This window comes from Sphingobium sp. AP49 (assembly GCF_000281715.2).
Taxonomy (GTDB): domain Bacteria; phylum Pseudomonadota; class Alphaproteobacteria; order Sphingomonadales; family Sphingomonadaceae; genus Sphingobium.
On record NZ_CP124576.1, the window covers coordinates 3,494,537 to 3,512,413 of the forward strand.

At 64.7% G+C, this 17,877-nt stretch carries 17 protein-coding genes; 6 read left to right on the forward strand and 11 right to left on the reverse strand.

All coding sequences use genetic code 11. The features are described from left to right. Positions 1 to 29: 29 nt before the first annotated feature. From PMI04_RS16710 to PMI04_RS16720, 3 genes are read right to left on the reverse strand one after another with little or no spacing between them, the layout of a single operon-like run. A complete protein-coding gene (locus tag PMI04_RS16710; protein ID WP_007714279.1) occupies positions 30 to 1,556 on the reverse strand; it encodes a DHA2 family efflux MFS transporter permease subunit in 1,527 nt (508 codons plus the stop codon). A 25-nt stretch (positions 1,557 to 1,581) separates the two neighbouring features. Then, positions 1,582 to 2,727 (reverse strand): EmrA/EmrK family multidrug efflux transporter periplasmic adaptor subunit, encoded by a 1,146-nt coding sequence (locus PMI04_RS16715; RefSeq protein WP_007714276.1) that lies wholly within the window; start codon positions 2,725 to 2,727, stop codon positions 1,582 to 1,584. After that, positions 2,720 to 4,183 carry an efflux transporter outer membrane subunit gene (locus tag PMI04_RS16720; protein ID WP_007714273.1) on the reverse strand — a complete coding sequence of 488 codons (1,464 nt, stop codon included), beginning with the start codon at positions 4,181 to 4,183 and terminating at the stop codon, positions 2,720 to 2,722. Before PMI04_RS16720 ends, PMI04_RS16715 begins: the two co-directional genes overlap by 8 nt. Positions 4,184 to 4,272: 89 nt before the next feature. Between PMI04_RS16720 and PMI04_RS16725 the strand changes: the two genes are divergently transcribed. Beyond that, positions 4,273 to 4,929, forward strand: a complete 657-nt coding sequence (locus PMI04_RS16725; RefSeq protein WP_007714270.1) for a TetR/AcrR family transcriptional regulator — start codon at positions 4,273 to 4,275, stop codon at positions 4,927 to 4,929. On the opposite strand, the gene PMI04_RS16730 is transcribed toward PMI04_RS16725, so the two are convergent. Genes PMI04_RS16730 through PMI04_RS16745 form a run of 4 tightly spaced genes read right to left on the reverse strand, consistent with a single transcriptional unit; the run spans position 4,920 to position 7,443 of the window. Continuing rightward, on the reverse strand, positions 4,920 to 5,495 hold the full coding sequence (locus tag PMI04_RS16730; RefSeq protein WP_007714267.1) for a response regulator transcription factor: 576 nt from the start codon (positions 5,493 to 5,495) through the stop codon (positions 4,920 to 4,922). The genes PMI04_RS16725 and PMI04_RS16730 overlap by 10 nt on opposite strands. A gap of 30 nt (positions 5,496 to 5,525) precedes the next feature. Next, entirely contained in the window at positions 5,526 to 6,494 is a 969-nt protein-coding gene (locus PMI04_RS16735; protein ID WP_007714264.1) for a hypothetical protein, read from the reverse strand. Continuing rightward, positions 6,482 to 7,303 carry a hypothetical protein gene (locus tag PMI04_RS16740; RefSeq protein ID WP_007714261.1) on the reverse strand — a complete coding sequence of 274 codons (822 nt, stop codon included), beginning with the start codon at positions 7,301 to 7,303 and terminating at the stop codon, positions 6,482 to 6,484. The genes PMI04_RS16735 and PMI04_RS16740 overlap by 13 nt, the downstream gene beginning before the upstream one ends. Continuing rightward, positions 7,300 to 7,443: a hypothetical protein gene (locus PMI04_RS16745; protein ID WP_007714258.1), complete on the reverse strand. Its 144-nt coding sequence runs from the start codon at positions 7,441 to 7,443 to the stop codon at positions 7,300 to 7,302. The genes PMI04_RS16740 and PMI04_RS16745 overlap by 4 nt, the downstream gene beginning before the upstream one ends. Positions 7,444 to 7,596: 153 nt before the next feature. Here PMI04_RS16745 and PMI04_RS16750 point away from each other — a divergent pair, with 153 nt between their 5' ends. Further along, positions 7,597 to 8,220 carry a response regulator gene (locus tag PMI04_RS16750; RefSeq protein WP_007714255.1) on the forward strand — a complete coding sequence of 208 codons (624 nt, stop codon included), beginning with the start codon at positions 7,597 to 7,599 and terminating at the stop codon, positions 8,218 to 8,220. Here the strand turns inward: PMI04_RS16750 and PMI04_RS16755 are convergent. From PMI04_RS16755 to argH, 4 genes are read right to left on the reverse strand one after another with little or no spacing between them, the layout of a single operon-like run. Next, positions 8,201 to 8,959, reverse strand: a complete 759-nt coding sequence (locus tag PMI04_RS16755) for a siroheme synthase (RefSeq protein WP_007714252.1) — start codon at positions 8,957 to 8,959, stop codon at positions 8,201 to 8,203. The genes PMI04_RS16750 and PMI04_RS16755 overlap by 20 nt on opposite strands. Next, positions 8,959 to 10,224: a diaminopimelate decarboxylase gene (gene lysA, locus PMI04_RS16760; RefSeq protein WP_007714250.1), complete on the reverse strand. Its 1,266-nt coding sequence runs from the start codon at positions 10,222 to 10,224 to the stop codon at positions 8,959 to 8,961. The genes PMI04_RS16755 and lysA overlap by 1 nt, the downstream gene beginning before the upstream one ends. A gap of 28 nt (positions 10,225 to 10,252) precedes the next feature. Then, the gene (locus tag PMI04_RS16765; RefSeq protein WP_007714248.1) at positions 10,253 to 10,516 is read right to left on the reverse strand and encodes a hypothetical protein; all 264 of its coding nucleotides are present in this window, start codon (positions 10,514 to 10,516) and stop codon (positions 10,253 to 10,255) included. A 5-nt stretch (positions 10,517 to 10,521) separates the two neighbouring features. After that, positions 10,522 to 11,889 (reverse strand): argininosuccinate lyase, encoded by a 1,368-nt coding sequence (gene argH / locus PMI04_RS16770; protein WP_007714246.1) that lies wholly within the window; start codon positions 11,887 to 11,889, stop codon positions 10,522 to 10,524. A gap of 43 nt (positions 11,890 to 11,932) precedes the next feature. Between argH and PMI04_RS16775 the strand changes: the two genes are divergently transcribed. The 4 genes from PMI04_RS16775 to PMI04_RS16790 all read left to right on the forward strand — a co-directional run bounded on the left by PMI04_RS16775 (position 11,933) and on the right by PMI04_RS16790 (position 17,875). Continuing rightward, complete coding sequence (locus PMI04_RS16775) at positions 11,933 to 12,535, forward strand: TlpA disulfide reductase family protein (protein ID WP_037487257.1); 603 nt, start codon at positions 11,933 to 11,935, stop codon at positions 12,533 to 12,535. A gap of 259 nt (positions 12,536 to 12,794) precedes the next feature. Continuing rightward, positions 12,795 to 15,410, forward strand: a complete 2,616-nt coding sequence (locus PMI04_RS16780; RefSeq protein ID WP_007714242.1) for a TonB-dependent receptor — start codon at positions 12,795 to 12,797, stop codon at positions 15,408 to 15,410. Positions 15,411 to 15,482: 72 nt separating this feature from the next. Continuing rightward, positions 15,483 to 16,619 (forward strand): aminotransferase class I/II-fold pyridoxal phosphate-dependent enzyme, encoded by a 1,137-nt coding sequence (locus PMI04_RS16785; protein ID WP_007714241.1) that lies wholly within the window; start codon positions 15,483 to 15,485, stop codon positions 16,617 to 16,619. Further along, on the forward strand, positions 16,616 to 17,875 hold the full coding sequence (locus PMI04_RS16790; protein ID WP_007714239.1) for an aminotransferase class V-fold PLP-dependent enzyme: 1,260 nt from the start codon (positions 16,616 to 16,618) through the stop codon (positions 17,873 to 17,875). The genes PMI04_RS16785 and PMI04_RS16790 overlap by 4 nt, the downstream gene beginning before the upstream one ends. The last annotated feature ends 2 nt before the right edge of the window (positions 17,876 to 17,877 follow it).

Genomic DNA, 17,877 nt, shown 5'->3' on the forward strand with positions numbered 1-17,877 from the left:
GGCTTTTTCATGAGCTTCGGCAGCCGCGATCAGTGCGCCGCCGACGTATCCACCGGCCCGCTCGGCTTGGGCGCCAGCCAGACGATCACCGCCGCCGCGAACAGGACCAGAGCCGAGATGAAGAAGACATAGTCGACCGAAATGGCGATCGCCTCCTGCTCGACGATGTTGGAGATGGTCTGGCGGATCTGCTCGGTCGTCATGCCCATGCCCGACAGCGCGCGCTGCGCATCGTCGGGCTGCAAGGTACCCGCCAGTTCGTTGCGCGACACGCGCTGGCTGTCGCTCCACCCGGTCAGCACCAGCGACGTCGCGATCGCGATCGCCATGGTCCGCAGGAAATTCTGCAGCCCGGCGGCCGACGCCGTCTCGCTCGGCGGTACCGACCCCAGGGTCAGCGTCGTCAGCGGGATCATGAAGAAGGGCATGGCAAAGCCCTGCACGAACTGCGGCAGCGCCAGCCCGAAGAAATCGATGCCGCTGGTCCAGTGCGCCCGCCACAGGGTCATGCAGCCCAGCCAGAAGACCGCGCCCGAAATCATGATACGCGGATCGACCTTGCCGGTGAAGCGCGCGGCAAAAGGCGCGCTCATCACCGCCGCCATCGCAGTAAAGGCGGTGACGATGCCGGACCAGGTCGCGGTATAGCCCATCGACATCTGCAACCATTGCGGGATGACGACGATACTGGAAAAATAGGCGCCAAAGGCCAGAGCAAGGGTGAAGACACCCGATGTGAAACCGATATGCCGGAACACCCGCAGATCGACGATCGGATGCTCTTCGGTCAGCTCCCAGATGATGAAGACGATGAAACCAATGCCGGCCAGGATCGCCAGCGTCAGGATCTTGGGATCGGAGAACCAGTCATGGTCACGGCCGATATCGAGCATGACCTGCAGGCAGCCGATCCAGAATACCAGGAGGAACAGGCCCATTTTGTCGATCGGTTGGTGCGCCGTCTCCGTCTCCACCGGCCGCAGCATCGCCATCGCCGCGAACACGCACAGCGCCGCGATCGGCAGGTTGATGAAGAAGATCCAGTGCCAGCTCCAATTGTCGCTGATATAGCCACCGACGATCGGCCCCATGGCTGGCCCCAGCAGCGTCGTCATCGCCCACAGGCCCATGGCACGCGGCCGCAGTTCGGGCGGGAAGATGCGCAGCAACAGCGTCTGCGACATCGGCATGATCGGCCCGCCGCAAATGCCCTGCCCCAGGCGGGCCGCGACGATCATGCCCAACGTGCTCGACAGGCCGCACATCATCGAGAAGAAGCCAAAGCCGATCATCGCCATGATGAAGGTGCGCACCACGCCGAAACGCAGCGCCAGCCAGCCGGTCAGCGGCACGCAGATCGCCTCCGCCACCGCATAGGATGTGATGATCCAGGTGCCCTGGTCGCCCGAAATACCCAGGTTACCGGCGATATGCGGCACCGATACGTTGGCGATGGTCAGGTCGAGCACGACCATGAAGTTGCTCAGCGCCAGCACCAGCCCGGCAAGCGTGCGGGTGCGTGGCGAGAGCAGATTATAGGTTTCGGGGCCGCTCACGCCTCTGCTCCCTTGCTAGGCCGGTTCACTCGCCGGCCAGGTCGATCTCGACTTCGGTGGACAGGCCCACGCGCAGCGGGTGTTCGGCCAGTTCCTTGGGATCGAGCGCAATGCGCACCGGCAGGCGCTGGACCACCTTGATCCAGTTGCCGGTCGCGTTCTGCGCCGGGATCAGCGACAGCGACGAACCGGTGCCGCCGGAGAAGCCGACGACCTTGCCATGATACACCACGTCGCCGCCATAAATGTCGGCCACGACCGTGGCGGGCATGCCCACCTTCACCTGGCGGAGCTGCCGTTCCTTGAAATTGGCGTCGACATAGACCTGCGACAGGGGAACGATGCTCATGATCGGGCTACCCTGTGCGACGCGCTGGCCGATCTGGACCGCGCGCTTGGTCACGACACCATCGATCGGCGCCCGGATAATCGAGCGATCCAGGTCGAGCTTCGCATTTTCCAGCTTTGCCTTGGCGGCCAGGACGGCAGGATCGGTATCCTCGGTCGAACCGCGGATCAGCGCGTCATTCGCCTCCAACTGCCCTTCGGCGGCGCCTTGGGTCGCCTGCGCCGTCTCGACGCCCGCGCGGGCCAGATCGAGTGCGGCCTTGGCGGCGGCATAGCTTTTGCGCGCGGTCGTCAGTTCGTCGCCCGACACGGCACCAGCCGGTGCCAGCGCCTCGCGCCGTTGCAGATCCACACGCGCCTTGTCGAAATCGGCCTGGGCCGTCGCCAGTTGCGCCCGCGCCTGCACGATATCGGCGCCGCGCGCCTTGACCTGCGCCGCCAGCGAACCGCTGGTCGCGCTGGTCTGACGAAAACGGCGACGCGCATCGGCCAGGTCGGCCTCGGCCTGCGCCACGGCGATCCGGGCATTGGTCGGGTCCAGCTTGACCAGGATATCGCCGCGCTTGACCGCCTGGGTGTCGCTGACATTCACCTCGATCGCCTGGGCGGAGATCAACGGCGTGACCTGCGCCACTTCAGCATTCACATAGGCGTTATCGGTGCTGACATGATTGCGGCCGATCAGGAAATAATAGGCGGCCCAGAGCAGGCCGACGATCAGCACGGCAAAGGCGAGACGAGTCAGCCAGGTCTTGCGGGCATTGCCACGCGCCTCGGTAATCTGATCGGCGTCTGCATTGTTCGGGGTGGCGGCTTCAGCCATTGGGACCATCCTTGGAGAGTGCGGCTCCGGCGGCGAAACCGCCACCCAGCGCGCGAATGAGGGCAACGTCGAGCGAGAAGGCACGGCTGTCGAGTTGGGCGACGACCTGACGGGCAGTCAGCAGCCTCTCCTGAACCACCAGCACCTGCAGATAGGTGGAAAGCCCGCCTTCATACCGCTTGCGCGCGATCGCATAGGCTTCTTCCGACGCAGTCAGCGCCGCATGGCTTTCGCGCAATCGATCGTCGAGCGCCTTCTGGCTGGTCACCGTATCGGCGACTTCGCGATAGGCATCGATGACCGTTCCGTCATAGGTCGCCACCGCCTCGTCATAGGTGGCGCGGGCACCGCGATACTGGCCCGACAGCGCACCCCCATGGAAAAGCGGCAGGCTGATCGCCGGACCGACATTGCCGTAGATCGAATCCTTCTTGAACAGATATTCCAGCCCCAGCGACTGGGCGCCGATCAGGCCGGAAATACTGATCGCCGGGAAGAAATCTGCCCGCGCGACCTTGATCCGGCTGGCAGCCGCCTCGACCCGGGCACGCGCAGCGGCCACATCGGGACGGCGCCCGACCAGGTCGGTGGTGATCCCTGCAGGCAGGCCACGCGCATTAAGGCTGGCGATTGCCGGGCGGGCGATGGTCAGGCCGCGATCCGGCCCGGCACCCAGCAGTGCGGCGATCTGGTTGCGGCGCAGCGCTATCTGCTCGTCGGCGGCGGCCAGGTTGGCGCGCGACGTTGCCACTTCCGATTCCGACTGGCGCAGGTCACCGCGCGTGTCCAGGCCGCTGCGCACCCGGTCATCCGTCAGCTTTTGCGTCGCAGTCCGGATGTCCAGCGCCGCTGCACTGGTATCGCGCTCGGCATAGAGGCGGGCCAGGTCGGCATAGGCATCGGCAATACCGGTCGACAGCATCAATCGCGCCTGCGCAACATCGATTTCGGCGGCCTGCCGCTCCGACGTCGCCGCTGCCAGCGCGGCCCGGTTCTTGCCCCATAGATCGATGTCAAAATTCAGCGACGCAGCGACCTGACCGCGATCCTGCCACCCCTTGGGTACGAATTCCTTGGGGAAACCGTTATTATAGCTCTGCTTGTCGAGCGTGGGCGAGCCTTGCGCGTCAAGGCTGGGCAGCAATGCCGCCCCGGCCTGCTGCGCCATGCCGGCCGCCTTGCGCAACCGCGCGGCAGCTGCGGCGACGTCGGGCGAACCGTTCAACCCTTCCTCGATCAATACGCCCAGTTGCGGATCGCCATAGCCTTTCCACCAGCCATCACCCGGCCACGCCGTAGCGGCGGCTGCCAGGCTTTGCTGCGCCGCGACAGCCTGAGGTGTGCGGACCTCGGGCTTGGGGCCTAGATCGGGAATAGAAGCACAGCCGGACAAAAGCAGCGCGGTGGCCGCCAGAACGCCGGTTCGAGCAGAAAAAGTGATGCGACTCACGGACATATCAAACCGTACCATCCAGTATGAAAATCGCGTTTGCCGCGCCGTCCTGCCCTTGTCAATATAAATAGCGTACTCTATGGTACAGTTTCATGACACGCTGTGGAAAGCCCTCTCTTCTCAGCCGCCGCGAGGCGCGCCGCCTTGACCGACGCGAGGCGATACTGGCCGTCGCGGCCCAGCATTTCCTGGAAAATGGCTATGCCGCGACCAGCATGTCGGGCATCGCGGCCATATTGGGGGGGTCCAAGGGCACGTTGTGGAATTATTTCCCTTCCAAGGAGGAATTATTTCGCGCCGTTCTCGAAAATGCGACCAGCGCCTATCGGGCACGTCTTTCGGAAATATTGGATCCGGGCGGAGAACTGGCCCCGACGTTGCGAAGGATCAGTTTCAGCCTGCTGGAGAAGGTGACCTCGCCCCAGGCCATCGCCCTTCACCGGCTGATCGCATCGGAAGGCAGCCGTTTTCCCGAGATCAGCCGCATTTTCTATGACATGGCGCCGCGCCATACCCGGATGCTGCTGGCGCGGTTTCTGGAAGGCGCGATGGACCGTGGACAATTGCGGCGTGCCGATCCGGAGGATGCGGCCCGGGTTCTGATGCGGCTGACCACATCGGGTTGCCACGAGTTGCTGCTGATCGGCCAGATCGACCAGGTCACCACTGCGCAGATGGACGTCGACGCTGAATTTGCAGCGGATATATTCCTGCGTGCCTATCGCCCGGAACAGGCGGCTCAGAACTGATCGTCGGCCGCCGGTCTCGGCTGCAGCAGATAGCCCTGCCCCTTCAACGTTCGCAACATGGGCCATTCAAAATCCCGGTCGAGTTTCGCCCGCAGGCGCGACACATGCACTTCGACGCTATTGGTACCGGGATCGAAATCGATCCGCCAAACCGCCTCGAGCAGACTCCGGCGACTGACGGCTTCGCCGGGGCGACGCGCCAGATATAATAGCAGGGCATATTCGCGGGCCAGGAGTGGAATGGACCGGCCGGCCCGCGCGACGGTACGATCTATCAGTGCGAATTCCAGGTCACCGACCTGCAATCGCGCCGGCTCGAAAGGCGCCATGGCAAGGCGCATAATCCGCGCGGTCGCCTCCTGCGGATCCATCCATGGTCCCACGACATCATGAATGCCGCGTTCAAATGCCAGCACGCGGGCGCCCGGATCATCCACGGCCTGCCACAGGATCACCGCATTGCCGGCCTTGACCAACGCGCCGCGCTCTCCCGCCAATGACGCGATCCGCAGCGCGAGGCCGCGTGCGGCAAGCGCCCGCGCCACCGGCACGAAATCCGCTTCCATTCCATGGCATTCGACCGTTCCCTGCACGCCCTATCTGCCGCCCGCTTGCTCCTGCGATCCGACCGCATCTGCAGGCGCAGAACAATCCATTTCATGTCCATTATGGATATTCTGCAGCGCGGTCCGACTCGCCCGGCGGATTAACGGGCTGCTGCTGCGCGTGCCTTGTTCCAGATGAGCAAGGCGCAGAACCGGGTCCGGCTGCACATCGGCGATCGCAGCCCAGGCCGTGTGACGCATCGCATCCTCATGATGTCGCCGGGCAAAGTCCTCGGCCAGATCGAGGGCGTTCCCCGTTCCGCTGCCGACGGCCAGTTCCAGCAGCATCTGCGAACTGGACAGGGTCATACATTCCGCGATGATGCCCTGGGCGACATCAAACCGATATTGTCGCCGCCATTCCTGCCCCGGCGTTGCGGCGAGGATGTTCAACGAGACCGACAAGGATTGCGCCGGATGCTGGACATGGACGTCGCGATTGGCGCGATAGAGCAGCATTCGCCCTTCCGACAGGCAATCACGCGCGATGAAGCGCAGCGCCACCGGCTCGCCCGCGATGCCGGTCACTGTGTCGCCATCATATTCATAATGGTCCGACGCATAGCCCGGCCCGAGATAGCCTATGGTGAGGAAGTCGAAGCCATGATCATGGGGGACATGATAGAGGAAGGCGGCCGTCCCGCTCGTCCGCACGACATGATCGCATGCCGCCGGCCAGAAGGCGGCACGCAACACATAATGGCGCGACGGCGGACGAAGCAGCAGGACCTGCGCGGAATAGGGATTGTCCCGCCGCTGCGCGATGCAGCGTGACTTGAGTTCGGCTATCGCCATGTCTGCCAGGAAATGCCGATTGCGCGCCAATGCCCGCAACATCACGCCGGCCTGGGCCAGCCCCTCTGCATCGCGCGGATCGAAGTCCGGCCCCTCGCACCAGTCAACCAGCCCATCGAGATCGAGCATCCGATCATCGGCCGGCGGATCGATCACCTGGGGCATGACACCGCCCTGGCCTGGGCCATGGTACGCCGCGCCATATCCCGGACCTTCTCTTCTGGATCACGCAGCGCCATCTTTTCCAGCGATGGCTGCGCGCGGGCCGTATCGAGTGCCAGATATTCACGCATCACGGCCCATCGCTGCCCGCCCAGCGGCGCATCCAGCGCCGCCTCGAACAGAGGCGCAGCATCGGTTCGCCGTTGCAGCCGCAAGAGCGACAGCAGCATGAGCAGGCGGGCATGTCCCTCATCCACCTGCGCGCGGACGGTCGGCATGCCGTCCGCCATGTCATACAGGCCCGCGACAACGGCGCCGGGCGGCGCAACCTGCGCCCGCAACAACAGCACCCTCCCTGATTCCGGCATGATCCTTACGGTCTCGCTCCGCTCATCTCGCTCGAACCAGCTGCCCGCAGCGCAGGCCACGACGCCCGTCGGCACCAGCCTGCCATCCCTCAACTGAAAATCCCGCCCCCGCAAAGGGCGCCCCAACGGCCGACACAGCGTATAACGGCCCGACAGGTGGACGCGATCAGGGTGCGCCGCCTCGTCCCGCGCAGGGTCGATGCAACTGGCGCTCACCCATATCCGCTCCGTCCGCGCCAGCACCAGATGGCGGGCGCCGCCACGCCGGCTGGCCCGCCAAGGCGGCATATGCTGCGGATCGACGGCCAGAGCGGCGCATTCCCGCACCAACAGCCCCTCCAGCCAGCCAATGTCCGCAATAAAGGGACGGATCAGCGCGACAGCCAGATCCAGCGGCGCAGCATCGGCCTGGGCCACCGCACCGGCCAGATCGTCGATCGTCATGATGGCCGGGTGATGATGGCAATGACCACATCCATCAGGCTGATGTCCAGCACATCGCCATCCTCAAGACTGAACAGGCTGGCGCCGTCATCCATGTCGGCGATATCATCTATCGCAAGCGGCACTATGTCCTGCGGCATCGTCATTCCCCTGTCGAAAACGCCTTAGATCCAGGACAGGCTATGGGCGATCCGGGCATGCGGCCAATTAAATCGATTTAATCGCGACGCCCCATATTAACCATTTCTTTGCAGGCTGTTCCTATCCTGACGGCCCGCAGGAGTTGGGACTCAATGCCGTTTTTCAAGCGCAATCGCATCCGTCATGCCGATCAAGACGCACGGGAAAAGGACGCGCAGCCGCCACGTCGGCTGCGTGCCCTGCTGATCGATGAAAATTCCACTGCGCGCGGCGTCATCGCCCGCCGCCTGTCCTATCTTAACTATGACGTCGCCGTGGCCGAAAATGGCTTTGTGGCACTTAATCTGCTGGTCACCCGCCCCGTCGACATCGTGTTGATCGACATGGACCTTGCCGTACTGCCCGCCATCGTGACGATGCAGAAGATCCGAGCCACCGCCCTTGTCCCGCATGCCTGCTTCGTCATGCTGGCCGGTCGCGCCGACGGCCAGTCGGTGGTCGAAGCGCTGGAGGCGGGCGCCGACGACCATATCGTCAAGCCGTTTGATTTCGACATATTGGACGCTCGCTTGCGTCATCTGTGCGCGCGGGCCGAGCGGCTCGGCACGCTCAGTCGCCATAATGCCGGACTGGATGCCCGCATTGCGCGCCGTGCGGTGGAACTGGGCGAAACCCGGGAGGCGCTGCGGGAGATGCAGGTTGATCGTGCCCGGCTCGTCTCCTCGATCCAGGCGCTGCAGGACGAAGTAGCGCGGCTCAATGCGTTGCGGAACTGATCCACAGGGTCAAGCCGGCCTCACGCGCGTCGGGCGCCCCGTCGGCCACAATACGCGCCGCATCGGCGCGCGCCCTGTCGAGGATCGCCGGCGCGACCGACGCATCATGATAGATCCGATCGGCCAGCGCCAGCATCCGGGCATCGCGCACCGTCAGATCATCCGGATCGGCGGACGACAGGCGAATATAATATAGCTCGGCATTGTCCGCCTCCGGACTCTCGGCCAGCCAGAAATCGACATCGGGATCAAATCCCAGCGGATCGATCGCCCCGCCCGGCGCCAGCGCCTTGCCGATCGCCTGCCGCCGCGCACCGGCATCGGGCCATAATTCGCGCAGTTGCCCGCGCGCCGCGAACAGCGCCCGGGCCAAGCCCCCCAGCCCGCTCGGCAACAACGCCTCGATCCGCTGCCGCAACGCTGCCGCCAGCCCCGCCGACGCGCCGCCCGTGCCGATCGCGATCAGCACCGGGTCGCGGTCGACGATCGCAGGCAGGGTAAAATCGCACAGATCGGGCCTGTCGGTCGCGTTGACCAGCACGCCTCGCATGCGCAATCGCGCCACCACGCCCTCGTCGCCATCCGCCACGATGGCGACCCGCGCCTCCCCGTCATCCTCGCCCACGACGCGGGCACCGGCACGCTCCAGCAAACGGCGTTTGGCGTCGGCCGCCTCCCCGCTTCCGGTCAGCATGACCGCCCGTCCTTCCAGACGCAGGAAGACGGGCAGGCTGTGCATCAGCCCGCGACCCAATCCGGAATGATATCGCCGTCGATCAGCGCCTGCACCGGCGGCCGTTCGCGCACGACCGCCCATTTGTCGCCCGATACCAGCACTTCGGGCGTCAGCGGCCGGCTATTATAGGTGCCAGCCATGGTCGCGCCATAAGCGCCGGCCGTCATGAAGGCGACCAGGTCGCCGGCCGCCACCACATCCATGTCGCGGCCCATGGCAAAGGTATCGCCGGTCTCGCACACCGGCCCGACCACGTTCGACGCGATCCGGTTGCCGTCGGGCGCCACCGCCCGGATATCGTGCCACGCATCATAGAGGCTGGGGCGCATCAGGTCGTTCATCGCCGCATCGACGATCACGAACGGCGCCTGCGCGCCCTGCTTGACGCGGATCACCTTCGACAGCAGCACGCCCGCATTGCCCACGATCACCCGCCCCGGCTCGAACATCAGCCGCACCGGCCAATCCCGGGTGATCCGCGTCACCATCGCGCCATAATCGGCCGGGCTCGGCGGCAGCGGCTGCGAAGGATTATAGGGCACGCCCAGGCCGCCGCCTAGGTCGGCGGTGCGGATGTCATGGCCGGCAGCGCGCAGCTGCTCGATCAGCGCGCCGACCTTGACGAAGGCCGCCTCCAGCGGCGCAAGGTCGGTCAGCTGGCTGCCGATATGGACGGCGACGCCCTGGACATCCAGCCCCGGCAGGTCACGCGCGGCGGCATAGCTTTCCAACGCCCGGTCATAGGGGATGCCGAACTTGTTCTCCGACTTGCCGGTCGAAATCTTGGCATGGGTGCCGGCGTCGACGTCGGGGTTGATGCGATAGGCGACAGGCGCCTTCTTCCCCATGGACAGGGCAACCTGCGACAGCATTTCGGCTTCCGGTTCGCTCTCCAGATTGAATTGATAGATGCCCTGTTCCAGCGCGATCCGCATTTCTGCGGCGGTCTTGCCGACGCCCGAAAAGACGATGCGGCCGGCCGGGATGCCCGCCGCCACCGCGCGCAGCAGCTCGCCACCAGACACCACGTCCGCGCCCAGCCCCAGCTTCGCCAGCGTCGCCAGCACGGCCGCATTGGGATTGGCCTTGACCGCAAAGGCGATCAGCGGATTGTCGAGTTGTGCCAAGCCTTCGCGGAACACGCTGACATGGCGTTCCAGCGTCGCGGTAGAATAGACATAGACCGGCGTCCCGACCTGCTGCGCAATCTCCGTCAGCGGCACCTGCTCCACCTGCATGGCGCCGTCTACATAATCAAAATGATCCAAGGTCTGATCCTTGCGGGAATAGGGACTATTATTGCGGCCGGCTTTCCGGCGGCAGATCGAATTCGTCATTGCCGCGCTGACGCGACTGGGTCAGCAATTCCACGTTGCGCTCGGGGCGCGCCTGGGTGCCGGGGTCGGTCAGGTCGGCGGCGGTCGGCGCGGTTGCCGCGCCCACCGGAATGGCGGGCAATTTCTGGCCCGCCACGGGTTTCAGTGATTCACGACCACCGCAGGAGGCGAGCGCCAGCGCCATTGCCCCGATCATCAGCCCGTTGCGGACATGCCGTGCCATCTGCCTCACTCCTGTGTCGCGCGCGCCGCGGCGATCCGCGCGCGCACCTGATCGGGCGCCGTGCCGCCATGGCTCTTGCGGCTGGCGACCGACGCGTCGACCGTCAATACCGCATAGATGCGATCGTCGATACGCGCATCGATAGCTTTCAGCGTATCGAGCGGCAGGTCGGCCAGCTGCACGCCGGCCTCCTCTGCCGCCGCCACGGCACGGCCCGTAATATGATGCGCCTCGCGGAAGGGAATGTCGCCCTCGCGCACCAGCCAGTCGGCCAGGTCCGTCGCGGTGGCGAAACCGCTTTCGGCCAGGCCCCGCATCCGGTCGGTGCGGAAGGTCACCGTCTCGATCATGCCGGTCATCGCCGCGATCGACAGGCCCAGCAGGTCGTGCGCCTCGAACACCGGCGGCTTGTCGTCCTGCATGTCCTTGGAATAGGCGAGCGGCAGGCCCTTCATCGTCACGCACAGCGCGGTCATGCAGCCCATGATGCGGCCGGCATGGCCGCGCACCAGTTCGGCCGCATCGGGATTGCGCTTCTGCGGCATGATCGAGCTGCCGGTCGAATAGGCGTCGGGCAGCTTGACGAAGCCAAAGGGCTGGCTCGCCCAGATGATGAACTCCTCGGCCAGGCGCGACAGATGCAGCGACGCCTGGGTCGCGGCCATCAGATAGTCGAGCGCGAAGTCGCGGTCGCTGACGCTGTCCAGGCTGTTGTCGGTCGGCTTGGCAAAGCCCAGCGCCGCCGCCGTCGCATGGCGATCGATCGGGAAGCCGGTGCCGGCCAGCGCGGCGGCGCCCAGCGGGCATTCGTCAAGGCGCGCGCGCGCATCGGCAAAGCGGCTGCGGTCGCGGCGCACCATTTCATAATAGGCCATCAGATGATGGCCCAGCGTCACCGGCTGCGCCGACTGGAGATGGGTAAAGCCCGGCATCACCGTGTCGGCATGGTCGGCTGCCCGCGCCAGCAGCGCCTGCTGCAACCCGGCCAGGCCCGCCATCACCTCGTCCATCGCGTCGCGGACCCACAGGCGAAAATCGGTCGCCACCTGATCGTTGCGGCTGCGCGCGGTGTGCAGGCGTCCCGCCGCCGGGCCGATCAACTCGGCCAGCCGCGACTCCGTGACCATGTGGATATCTTCCAGGTCCAGATTGACCGGAACGCCATTGGCTTCATATTCCGCCGCGATCCGGTTCAGCCCCTCGGTGATCGCCTGCGCATCCTCGCCATCGACGATGCCCTGCTTGGCCAGCATCGCGACATGCGCCTTGGATCCGGCGATATCCTGTTTCCACAAGCGCTTGTCGAAGGGGATGGAGGCATTTATCTCACGCATGATCGATGCCGGGCCGGCCGCGAACCGGCCACCCCACATGCTGTTGGAGCCTGCTTCCATGAAATCGTCCTTGCGCTCGGTAATGACACTGCTCCTGCTGGCTGGGCTGGCGGCCTGCGATAGGCAATCCCCGCCTGCGGGGCAAGCCAATGCGAGCGCCAGCGGCGAGGTGACGAGCGACGAGGCGCAGCCCGCCACCAAAGGCAGTGCCAAGGGCGAATTCAACTATATGATCGACCGCAGCAAGGCGGGCACCCCCGCCCCCAGCTTCGCCTTTGAAAATCCCGAAGGGGGCAAGGCGACCTTGCAGGACTTTGCCGGCCGGCCACTGCTCGTCAATCTCTGGGCGACCTGGTGCGCGCCCTGCGTCGCGGAGATGCCGACGCTCGATGCCCTCGCCGAGCAAAGTGACAGCGAAGGTGACAAGGGTCTGGCCGTATTGACGATCTCGCAGGACGTGCAGGGCCAGGCCGCGATCAAGCCCTTCTTCGCGAAGCACAAGCTGCCGCACCTCAAGGGCTGGACCGATCCGGAGAACAAGCTGGGCCTGGGCTATGCCACCGGCGTGTTGCCGACGACCGTGCTTTACGACGCCAAGGGCAAGGAAGTCGCCCGCGTCGTCGGCGCCATGGACTGGACCGGCGCGGAAGCACAGAAGCTGCTCGCAACAGCAAAAGGAAACTGAACAAATATAAAATAGTGGACCATGAACAACGAACGAGAATGAAAAATCCTCCATGCCAGTCGATTGCAAAATGCGTCACCAACTGCGCGCGATTGTCATTTGCAGATTCAACCAACGCACAAATAATCTAGAGAATCCCACACCAGAAACGTAGTAGAAATATTTCAAATTACGTCATATTTTTTGCAGTGCAATAGCGGTTATTTCACCAACGCTCGTTTTCCCCCTTGTCACGATAATGCATAACAGGGGGCATAGAATGACAAGATTATCCGCTCTTAAACTATCACTGATCGTCGCTTCGTCCTGGTCCGCTGCTGCAATTGCACAGGAAGCACCGCAGGAACCGCAGACCGACGAAGGCGCCGCCATCATCGTTACCGGTACCCGCGCCGTCGGCATGTCGGCCGCTGAATCCGCCGCACCGATCCAGGTGCTGAGCGAAGACGCGATCAGCCATGTCGGCCAGCCGAACATGAACCAGGTCCTCACCCAGATCGTGCCAAGCTTCACAGCGCAGACGCAGGGCACCGACATGTCCAGCTTCTCGCTGTCGGCCCGCCTGCGCGGCCTGTCGCCCAACCACACGCTTGTCCTGGTCAACGGCAAGCGTCGCCACGGCAACGGCATCCTTCAGGTTCTCGGCGCCTTCTCCGGCTCGGCCGCGCCCAGCATCGACCTCATTCCGCCAGACGCGATCAAGCAGGTCGAAGTGTTCCAGGAAGGCGCCGCCGCCGTCTATGGCACCGACGCGATCGCCGGCGTCATCAACTTCATCCTCAAGGACCAGACCGACGGCGGCACCTTCAAGGTCACCGGTGGTCAATATTATAACAGCGAAGGCGAACTCTTCTCCGCCTCGGGCAATGTCGGCTTCAAACTGGGTGAGGACGGCTATTTCGACCTGACCCTGTTCCACCGTCGCCAGGACTATACCACGACCGGCAAGGGCCAGGTCCAGGTTACCCAGCTCGACGGCACGCTCCAGCCCAACGCCCCGGCGCAATGGTCCAACCTGGCCGGCGACGCGCTGGCCAACATCAATGGCGGCCAGCCCAAGTCGACGCTGAACGTCGCCTTCTTTAACGCCGGCTATGATTTCGGCGGCGTCGAACTCTATGCCTTTGGTGACGTGTCCCGGCGCGAAGGCTGGGCCAAGCAGGGTTACCGCCATCCCAAGCGCGTCTGCTATGAAAGCGGCAATCTGGGCGGCAACGTCACCTCGGCGGCCTATAATCCCAATATCTGCTACAGCGACACCGGCACCTACGGCATGGTTCCGCTGCAGCATGTGATCGAAGACGAATACAGCTTCACCGTCGGCGCCAAGGGCGAACTGGGCAGCGACTGGAACTACGACCTCAGCGGCACCTATGGCTATCAGAAGAACGAGATCTGGACCGAGAAGTCGGCCCATCGCGAAGTCTGGCAGGAAAGCTATGCCGCAGCGCTCGCCGGCATCGGCACGCCCAACACCCCCGACAAGGCCTATGATGGCGGCTTCCGCCTGAGCCAGACCACGATCAACGCCGACATCCGCAAGGAATTCGACGTCGGCATGGCCGCTCCGCTGACCTTCGCCTTCGGCGGCGAATATCGCAAGGACATGTATGAAATCGTCCAGGGCGATTTCTACTCGACCTACAAGACCGGCGTTCAGTCCTTCCCGGGCTACAAGGCGACCGACGCGGGCCGCTTCACCCGCAATTCCAAGGCCGGTTACATCAACTTCATCGCCCAGCCGGTCGATGGCTGGAGCGTCGACCTTGCCGGTCGCTATGAAGATTATAGCGACTTTGGTGACACGCTGATCGGCAAGATCACCACCCGCTATGACTTCAGCAGCGCTTTCGCCATCCGCGGCACGGCCAGCACCGGCTTCCGCGCACCGACACTGGCCGAACAGAAATATTCGACCATCAACGTCGGTCCGACCAGCGCCGTCGCCCAGCTGCCCGCCGGTACCCCGGCTGCCCAGCTGCTCGGCTTCGGTCCGCTCGGCCCGGAAAAGTCGAAGAATTTCTCGGCTGGTTTCGTGGTCCGTCCGGTGCCCAAGCTGGCCGTCACGGTCGACGCCTACATGATCAAGATCAAGAACCGCATCACCGCAACTGCATCGCGTAACGCGGTCCAGGGTGGCGTGGTCCAGCCGGGTGCGGCCGCGATCTTCGACGCCCTGGCGGCGGCGGGCATCGTCCTCGATACCGCGCTTCAGACCGTCGGTGTGCAGAGCTTCACCAACGGCATCAATACCAAGACGACCGGCATCGACTTCTCGGCCTCCTATCCGGTGGCGCTGGACTTCGGCTCGCTCAACCTGTCGCTGAACGCCAACTACAACAAGACGAAGATCACCAACAACAAGGTCGGCTATCCGCTGTTCAACGCGGCATCGGAAAGCAATATCGAAGACTCGACGCCCGACTACAAGATCGTGTTCGGCGCCCTGTTCAAGAGCGGCCCGTTCAGCATGAACCTGCGTGAAACCTATTATGGCAAGACCAGCATGCTGATCCGGCCGGGCTTCACCGCACGCAACAGCAGCGGGGCGATCATCGTCCCCGAAGGCGGCTTCCTGATCCAGGACGGCGCCGGTGGTGCTGACCAGCTCTACTTCAACGGCGTGGTCAAGGCCGCCCCGATCACCGATCTGGAAGTGAGCTACGACTTCACCGATGCGGTCACCTTCTCGCTGGGTGCGAACAATCTGTTCAACCAGAAGCCTGAAGTGCCCAAGCTGCTGAAGGGCGTGACCGTACCGGTCGGCCAGTCGCCGTACATCAATGGCTCGGGCGCCTATGACAGCCCCTATGGCCATGGTCCTTACAGCACGGCGGGCGGCTACTACTACGCCCGTATCGACTTCAGGTTCTAAGCGCGTAAAAATGAAGGGCCGGTCCGCCAAGGACCGGCCCTTTTTTTGTGATCTTCGGGGGAGAAATACAGCATGACCGAGCGTCCGGACAATCTCAGCCGTCGCATGCTGATGCGCGGCGCCATGGGCGCGGCAGCGCTCGCCAGCGCGGCGCCCGCCCTCGCCCAGCGCGACCGCAAGGTGGCGATGAGCGATGATCCCAAGGCGATGGTCGCCACGCTGACCGACGGCATCTTCATCAACAGCAATGAAAATCCGCTCGGCCCCGCCCCCGCCGCGTTGCAGGCGCTGTCCGGGCTCGATCCGCTCGCCGGCCGCTATGGCATGGCCTTCGCATCGAAGCTGGAAAGCCTCTTCGCGCGCCAGAACGGCCTGTCGCCCGATCAGGTTCAGGTCCATCCCGGCTCCTTCATGCCATTGCGGTCGGTCGCGCTGACCTATTCGTCCAAGACCCGCCCGATCGCCTATTTCGAGCCGACCTTCGACCAGGGCTTCCTGGGCAAGGGCAACCAGCCGGTCACCCGCGCCGTCGCCCTGCCGCTGGCCGGCGACTTCACCGCCGACGTCCGCAAGCTGCTCGCCGCCGCGCCCGATGCCGGCGTCTATTATCTCTGCAATCCCAACAACCCGACCGGCCTGCCGATCCCGCGCGCCGACATCGAATGGCTGCTCGCCAACAAGCCGGCCGGCTCCGTGCTGCTCGTCGACGAAGCCTATATCCATTATAGCGATGCCCAGAGCTGCCTCGATCTGGTGGCGAAGGGCGCGGACGTGCTGGTCACCCGCACCTTCTCGAAAATCTACGGCCTGGCTGGCCTGCGCTGCGGCCTGATCGCCGGGCGCAAGGATCTGCTCGACGGCATGGCCGACTATGGCGTCAACATCACGCCGATGCCCGCCGTGGTCGCGGCCGAAGCCAGCCTGCTCGACCCGACCCTGCTCCCCCAGCGCAAGGCCTATAACAAGGCGGTGCGCGATGATCTCTTCGCCTGGCTCGATGCGCGCGGCCTCAAATATCTGCCCTCACAGACCAGTTTCGCGATGATCCATGTCGGTCGCCCCGGCGCCGATGTCACCGCCGCGCTGGCTAGGCAAAAGATCTTCATCGGCGGCCCGCGCAAGCATATGGACGACTGGGTCCGCGTCTCCTTCGGCACGCCGGCGGAGATGCAGGCGTTCAAGACCGCGCTCGCCCGGATCATGGCATGAGCCTCAGCCGGCGTCAGGCGCTGGGCGCAGCGCTTGCGATACCGGTCGCGGCGCAGGCCGCCCGCGCCGTCGCCGCACCGCCGTCGCTCCCTGATAAAGCCAGCTTCGCCGCCACTCCGGTCGCCTATCTCGACAGCGCCTCCACCCATCCGGTGAGCCTGGGCGCCAAAGCCGCCGCCGACGCCTATCTCGCCGGCCGCACGCTCGATCCCGTCGCCGCCGCACGCAAGCCGGTCGACCGCGCCGCGCTGATCGCGAAGTTCGCCGCGCTGATGGGCGCCGACGCGGACGAGATCACCTGGGTCCAGTCCACCACCATGGGCGAGCAGGCGGTGCTGCGCGCACTCGGTTTCCCGCATGATGGCGGCCGCGTCGTCACCGATACGCTCCATTTCTACGCCGCCTTCCCCATGTATCAGGAAATGGCGAAACAGGGCGTCGATGTCGCCTGGGTCCAGGCGCGCGAGGGCCGCATCGCGCCCGAGGACATGGCCCGCGCCATCACGCCGGGGACGAAACTGGTCAGCGTCTCGGCCGTCTCCACCTATAACGGCTTCCAGCATGACCTGAAGGCGATCAGCGCGATGGCGCACAAGGTCGGCGCGCTCGTCTATGCCGACATCATCCATGCCGCCGGCGCGATGCCGATCGACCTGCATGACAGCGGCGTCGATTTCGCCGCCTGCGCCACCTATAAATGGCTGATGGGCGATTTTGGCCTGGGCTTCCTCTATGTCCGGCGCGGCGTCGCGGACCGGCTGCCCCGCACCGAATATGGCTATTATGGCTTTGCCGCGCCCGGTGCGCCGCCCGGCATCGGGCTCTCGCCGCCGCAAACCCATATCTTCCCGCTCGATCCGCCCGGCGATGCGCCGACCAGCTATATCGCCCGGCCCGGCGCGCTGGGCCATTTCGGCACTGGCACCTATGCCCAGGCGATCAGCGCCATGCTCGATCATTCGATCAGCTATATCTCGGCCCTCACCGTCCCGGCGATCCAGGCCCATGCCCAGCGGCTGATCGGCCAGCTGCGCGACGAGCTGCCGCGCAAGGGCTATCGCCTCATCACCCCGTCCGACACCACCAGCCCGCTGCTGAGCTGCGTCCTGCCCAATGCCAAGGGCCTGCTCACCGACCCGCTGGCGCGGGCGCAGGTGCGCCTATCCGTCCACGACAACCATTTCCGCATCTCGCCATCAGTCTTCAACGATGACAAGGATGTCGAACGGCTGATCGCCGCCCTGCCCCGCGTCTGATC

Bases quoted from the DNA above. Each gene is read 5' to 3' on its own strand.
- PMI04_RS16715 (WP_007714276.1), bottom strand. From the start codon at position 2,727: ATGGCTGAAGCCGCCACCCCGAACAATGCAGACGCCGATCAGATTACC.
- PMI04_RS16720 (WP_007714273.1), bottom strand. From the start codon at position 4,183: ATGTCCGTGAGTCGCATCACTTTTTCTGCTCGAACCGGCGTTCTGGCG.
- PMI04_RS16725 (WP_007714270.1), top strand. From the start codon at position 4,273: ATGACACGCTGTGGAAAGCCCTCTCTTCTCAGCCGCCGCGAGGCGCGC.
- PMI04_RS16730 (WP_007714267.1), bottom strand. From the start codon at position 5,495: ATGGAAGCGGATTTCGTGCCGGTGGCGCGGGCGCTTGCCGCACGCGGC.
- PMI04_RS16735 (WP_007714264.1), bottom strand. From the start codon at position 6,494: ATGCCCCAGGTGATCGATCCGCCGGCCGATGATCGGATGCTCGATCTC.
- PMI04_RS16740 (WP_007714261.1), bottom strand. From the start codon at position 7,303: ATGACGATCGACGATCTGGCCGGTGCGGTGGCCCAGGCCGATGCTGCG.
- PMI04_RS16745 (WP_007714258.1), bottom strand. From the start codon at position 7,443: ATGCCGCAGGACATAGTGCCGCTTGCGATAGATGATATCGCCGACATG.
- PMI04_RS16750 (WP_007714255.1), top strand. From the start codon at position 7,597: ATGCCGTTTTTCAAGCGCAATCGCATCCGTCATGCCGATCAAGACGCA.
- PMI04_RS16755 (WP_007714252.1), bottom strand. From the start codon at position 8,959: ATGCACAGCCTGCCCGTCTTCCTGCGTCTGGAAGGACGGGCGGTCATG.
- PMI04_RS16765 (WP_007714248.1), bottom strand. From the start codon at position 10,516: ATGGCACGGCATGTCCGCAACGGGCTGATGATCGGGGCAATGGCGCTG.
- argH (WP_007714246.1), bottom strand. From the start codon at position 11,889: ATGTGGGGTGGCCGGTTCGCGGCCGGCCCGGCATCGATCATGCGTGAG.
- PMI04_RS16775 (WP_037487257.1), top strand. From the start codon at position 11,933: ATGACACTGCTCCTGCTGGCTGGGCTGGCGGCCTGCGATAGGCAATCC.
- PMI04_RS16780 (WP_007714242.1), top strand. From the start codon at position 12,795: ATGACAAGATTATCCGCTCTTAAACTATCACTGATCGTCGCTTCGTCC.
- PMI04_RS16785 (WP_007714241.1), top strand. From the start codon at position 15,483: ATGACCGAGCGTCCGGACAATCTCAGCCGTCGCATGCTGATGCGCGGC.
- PMI04_RS16790 (WP_007714239.1), top strand. From the start codon at position 16,616: ATGAGCCTCAGCCGGCGTCAGGCGCTGGGCGCAGCGCTTGCGATACCG.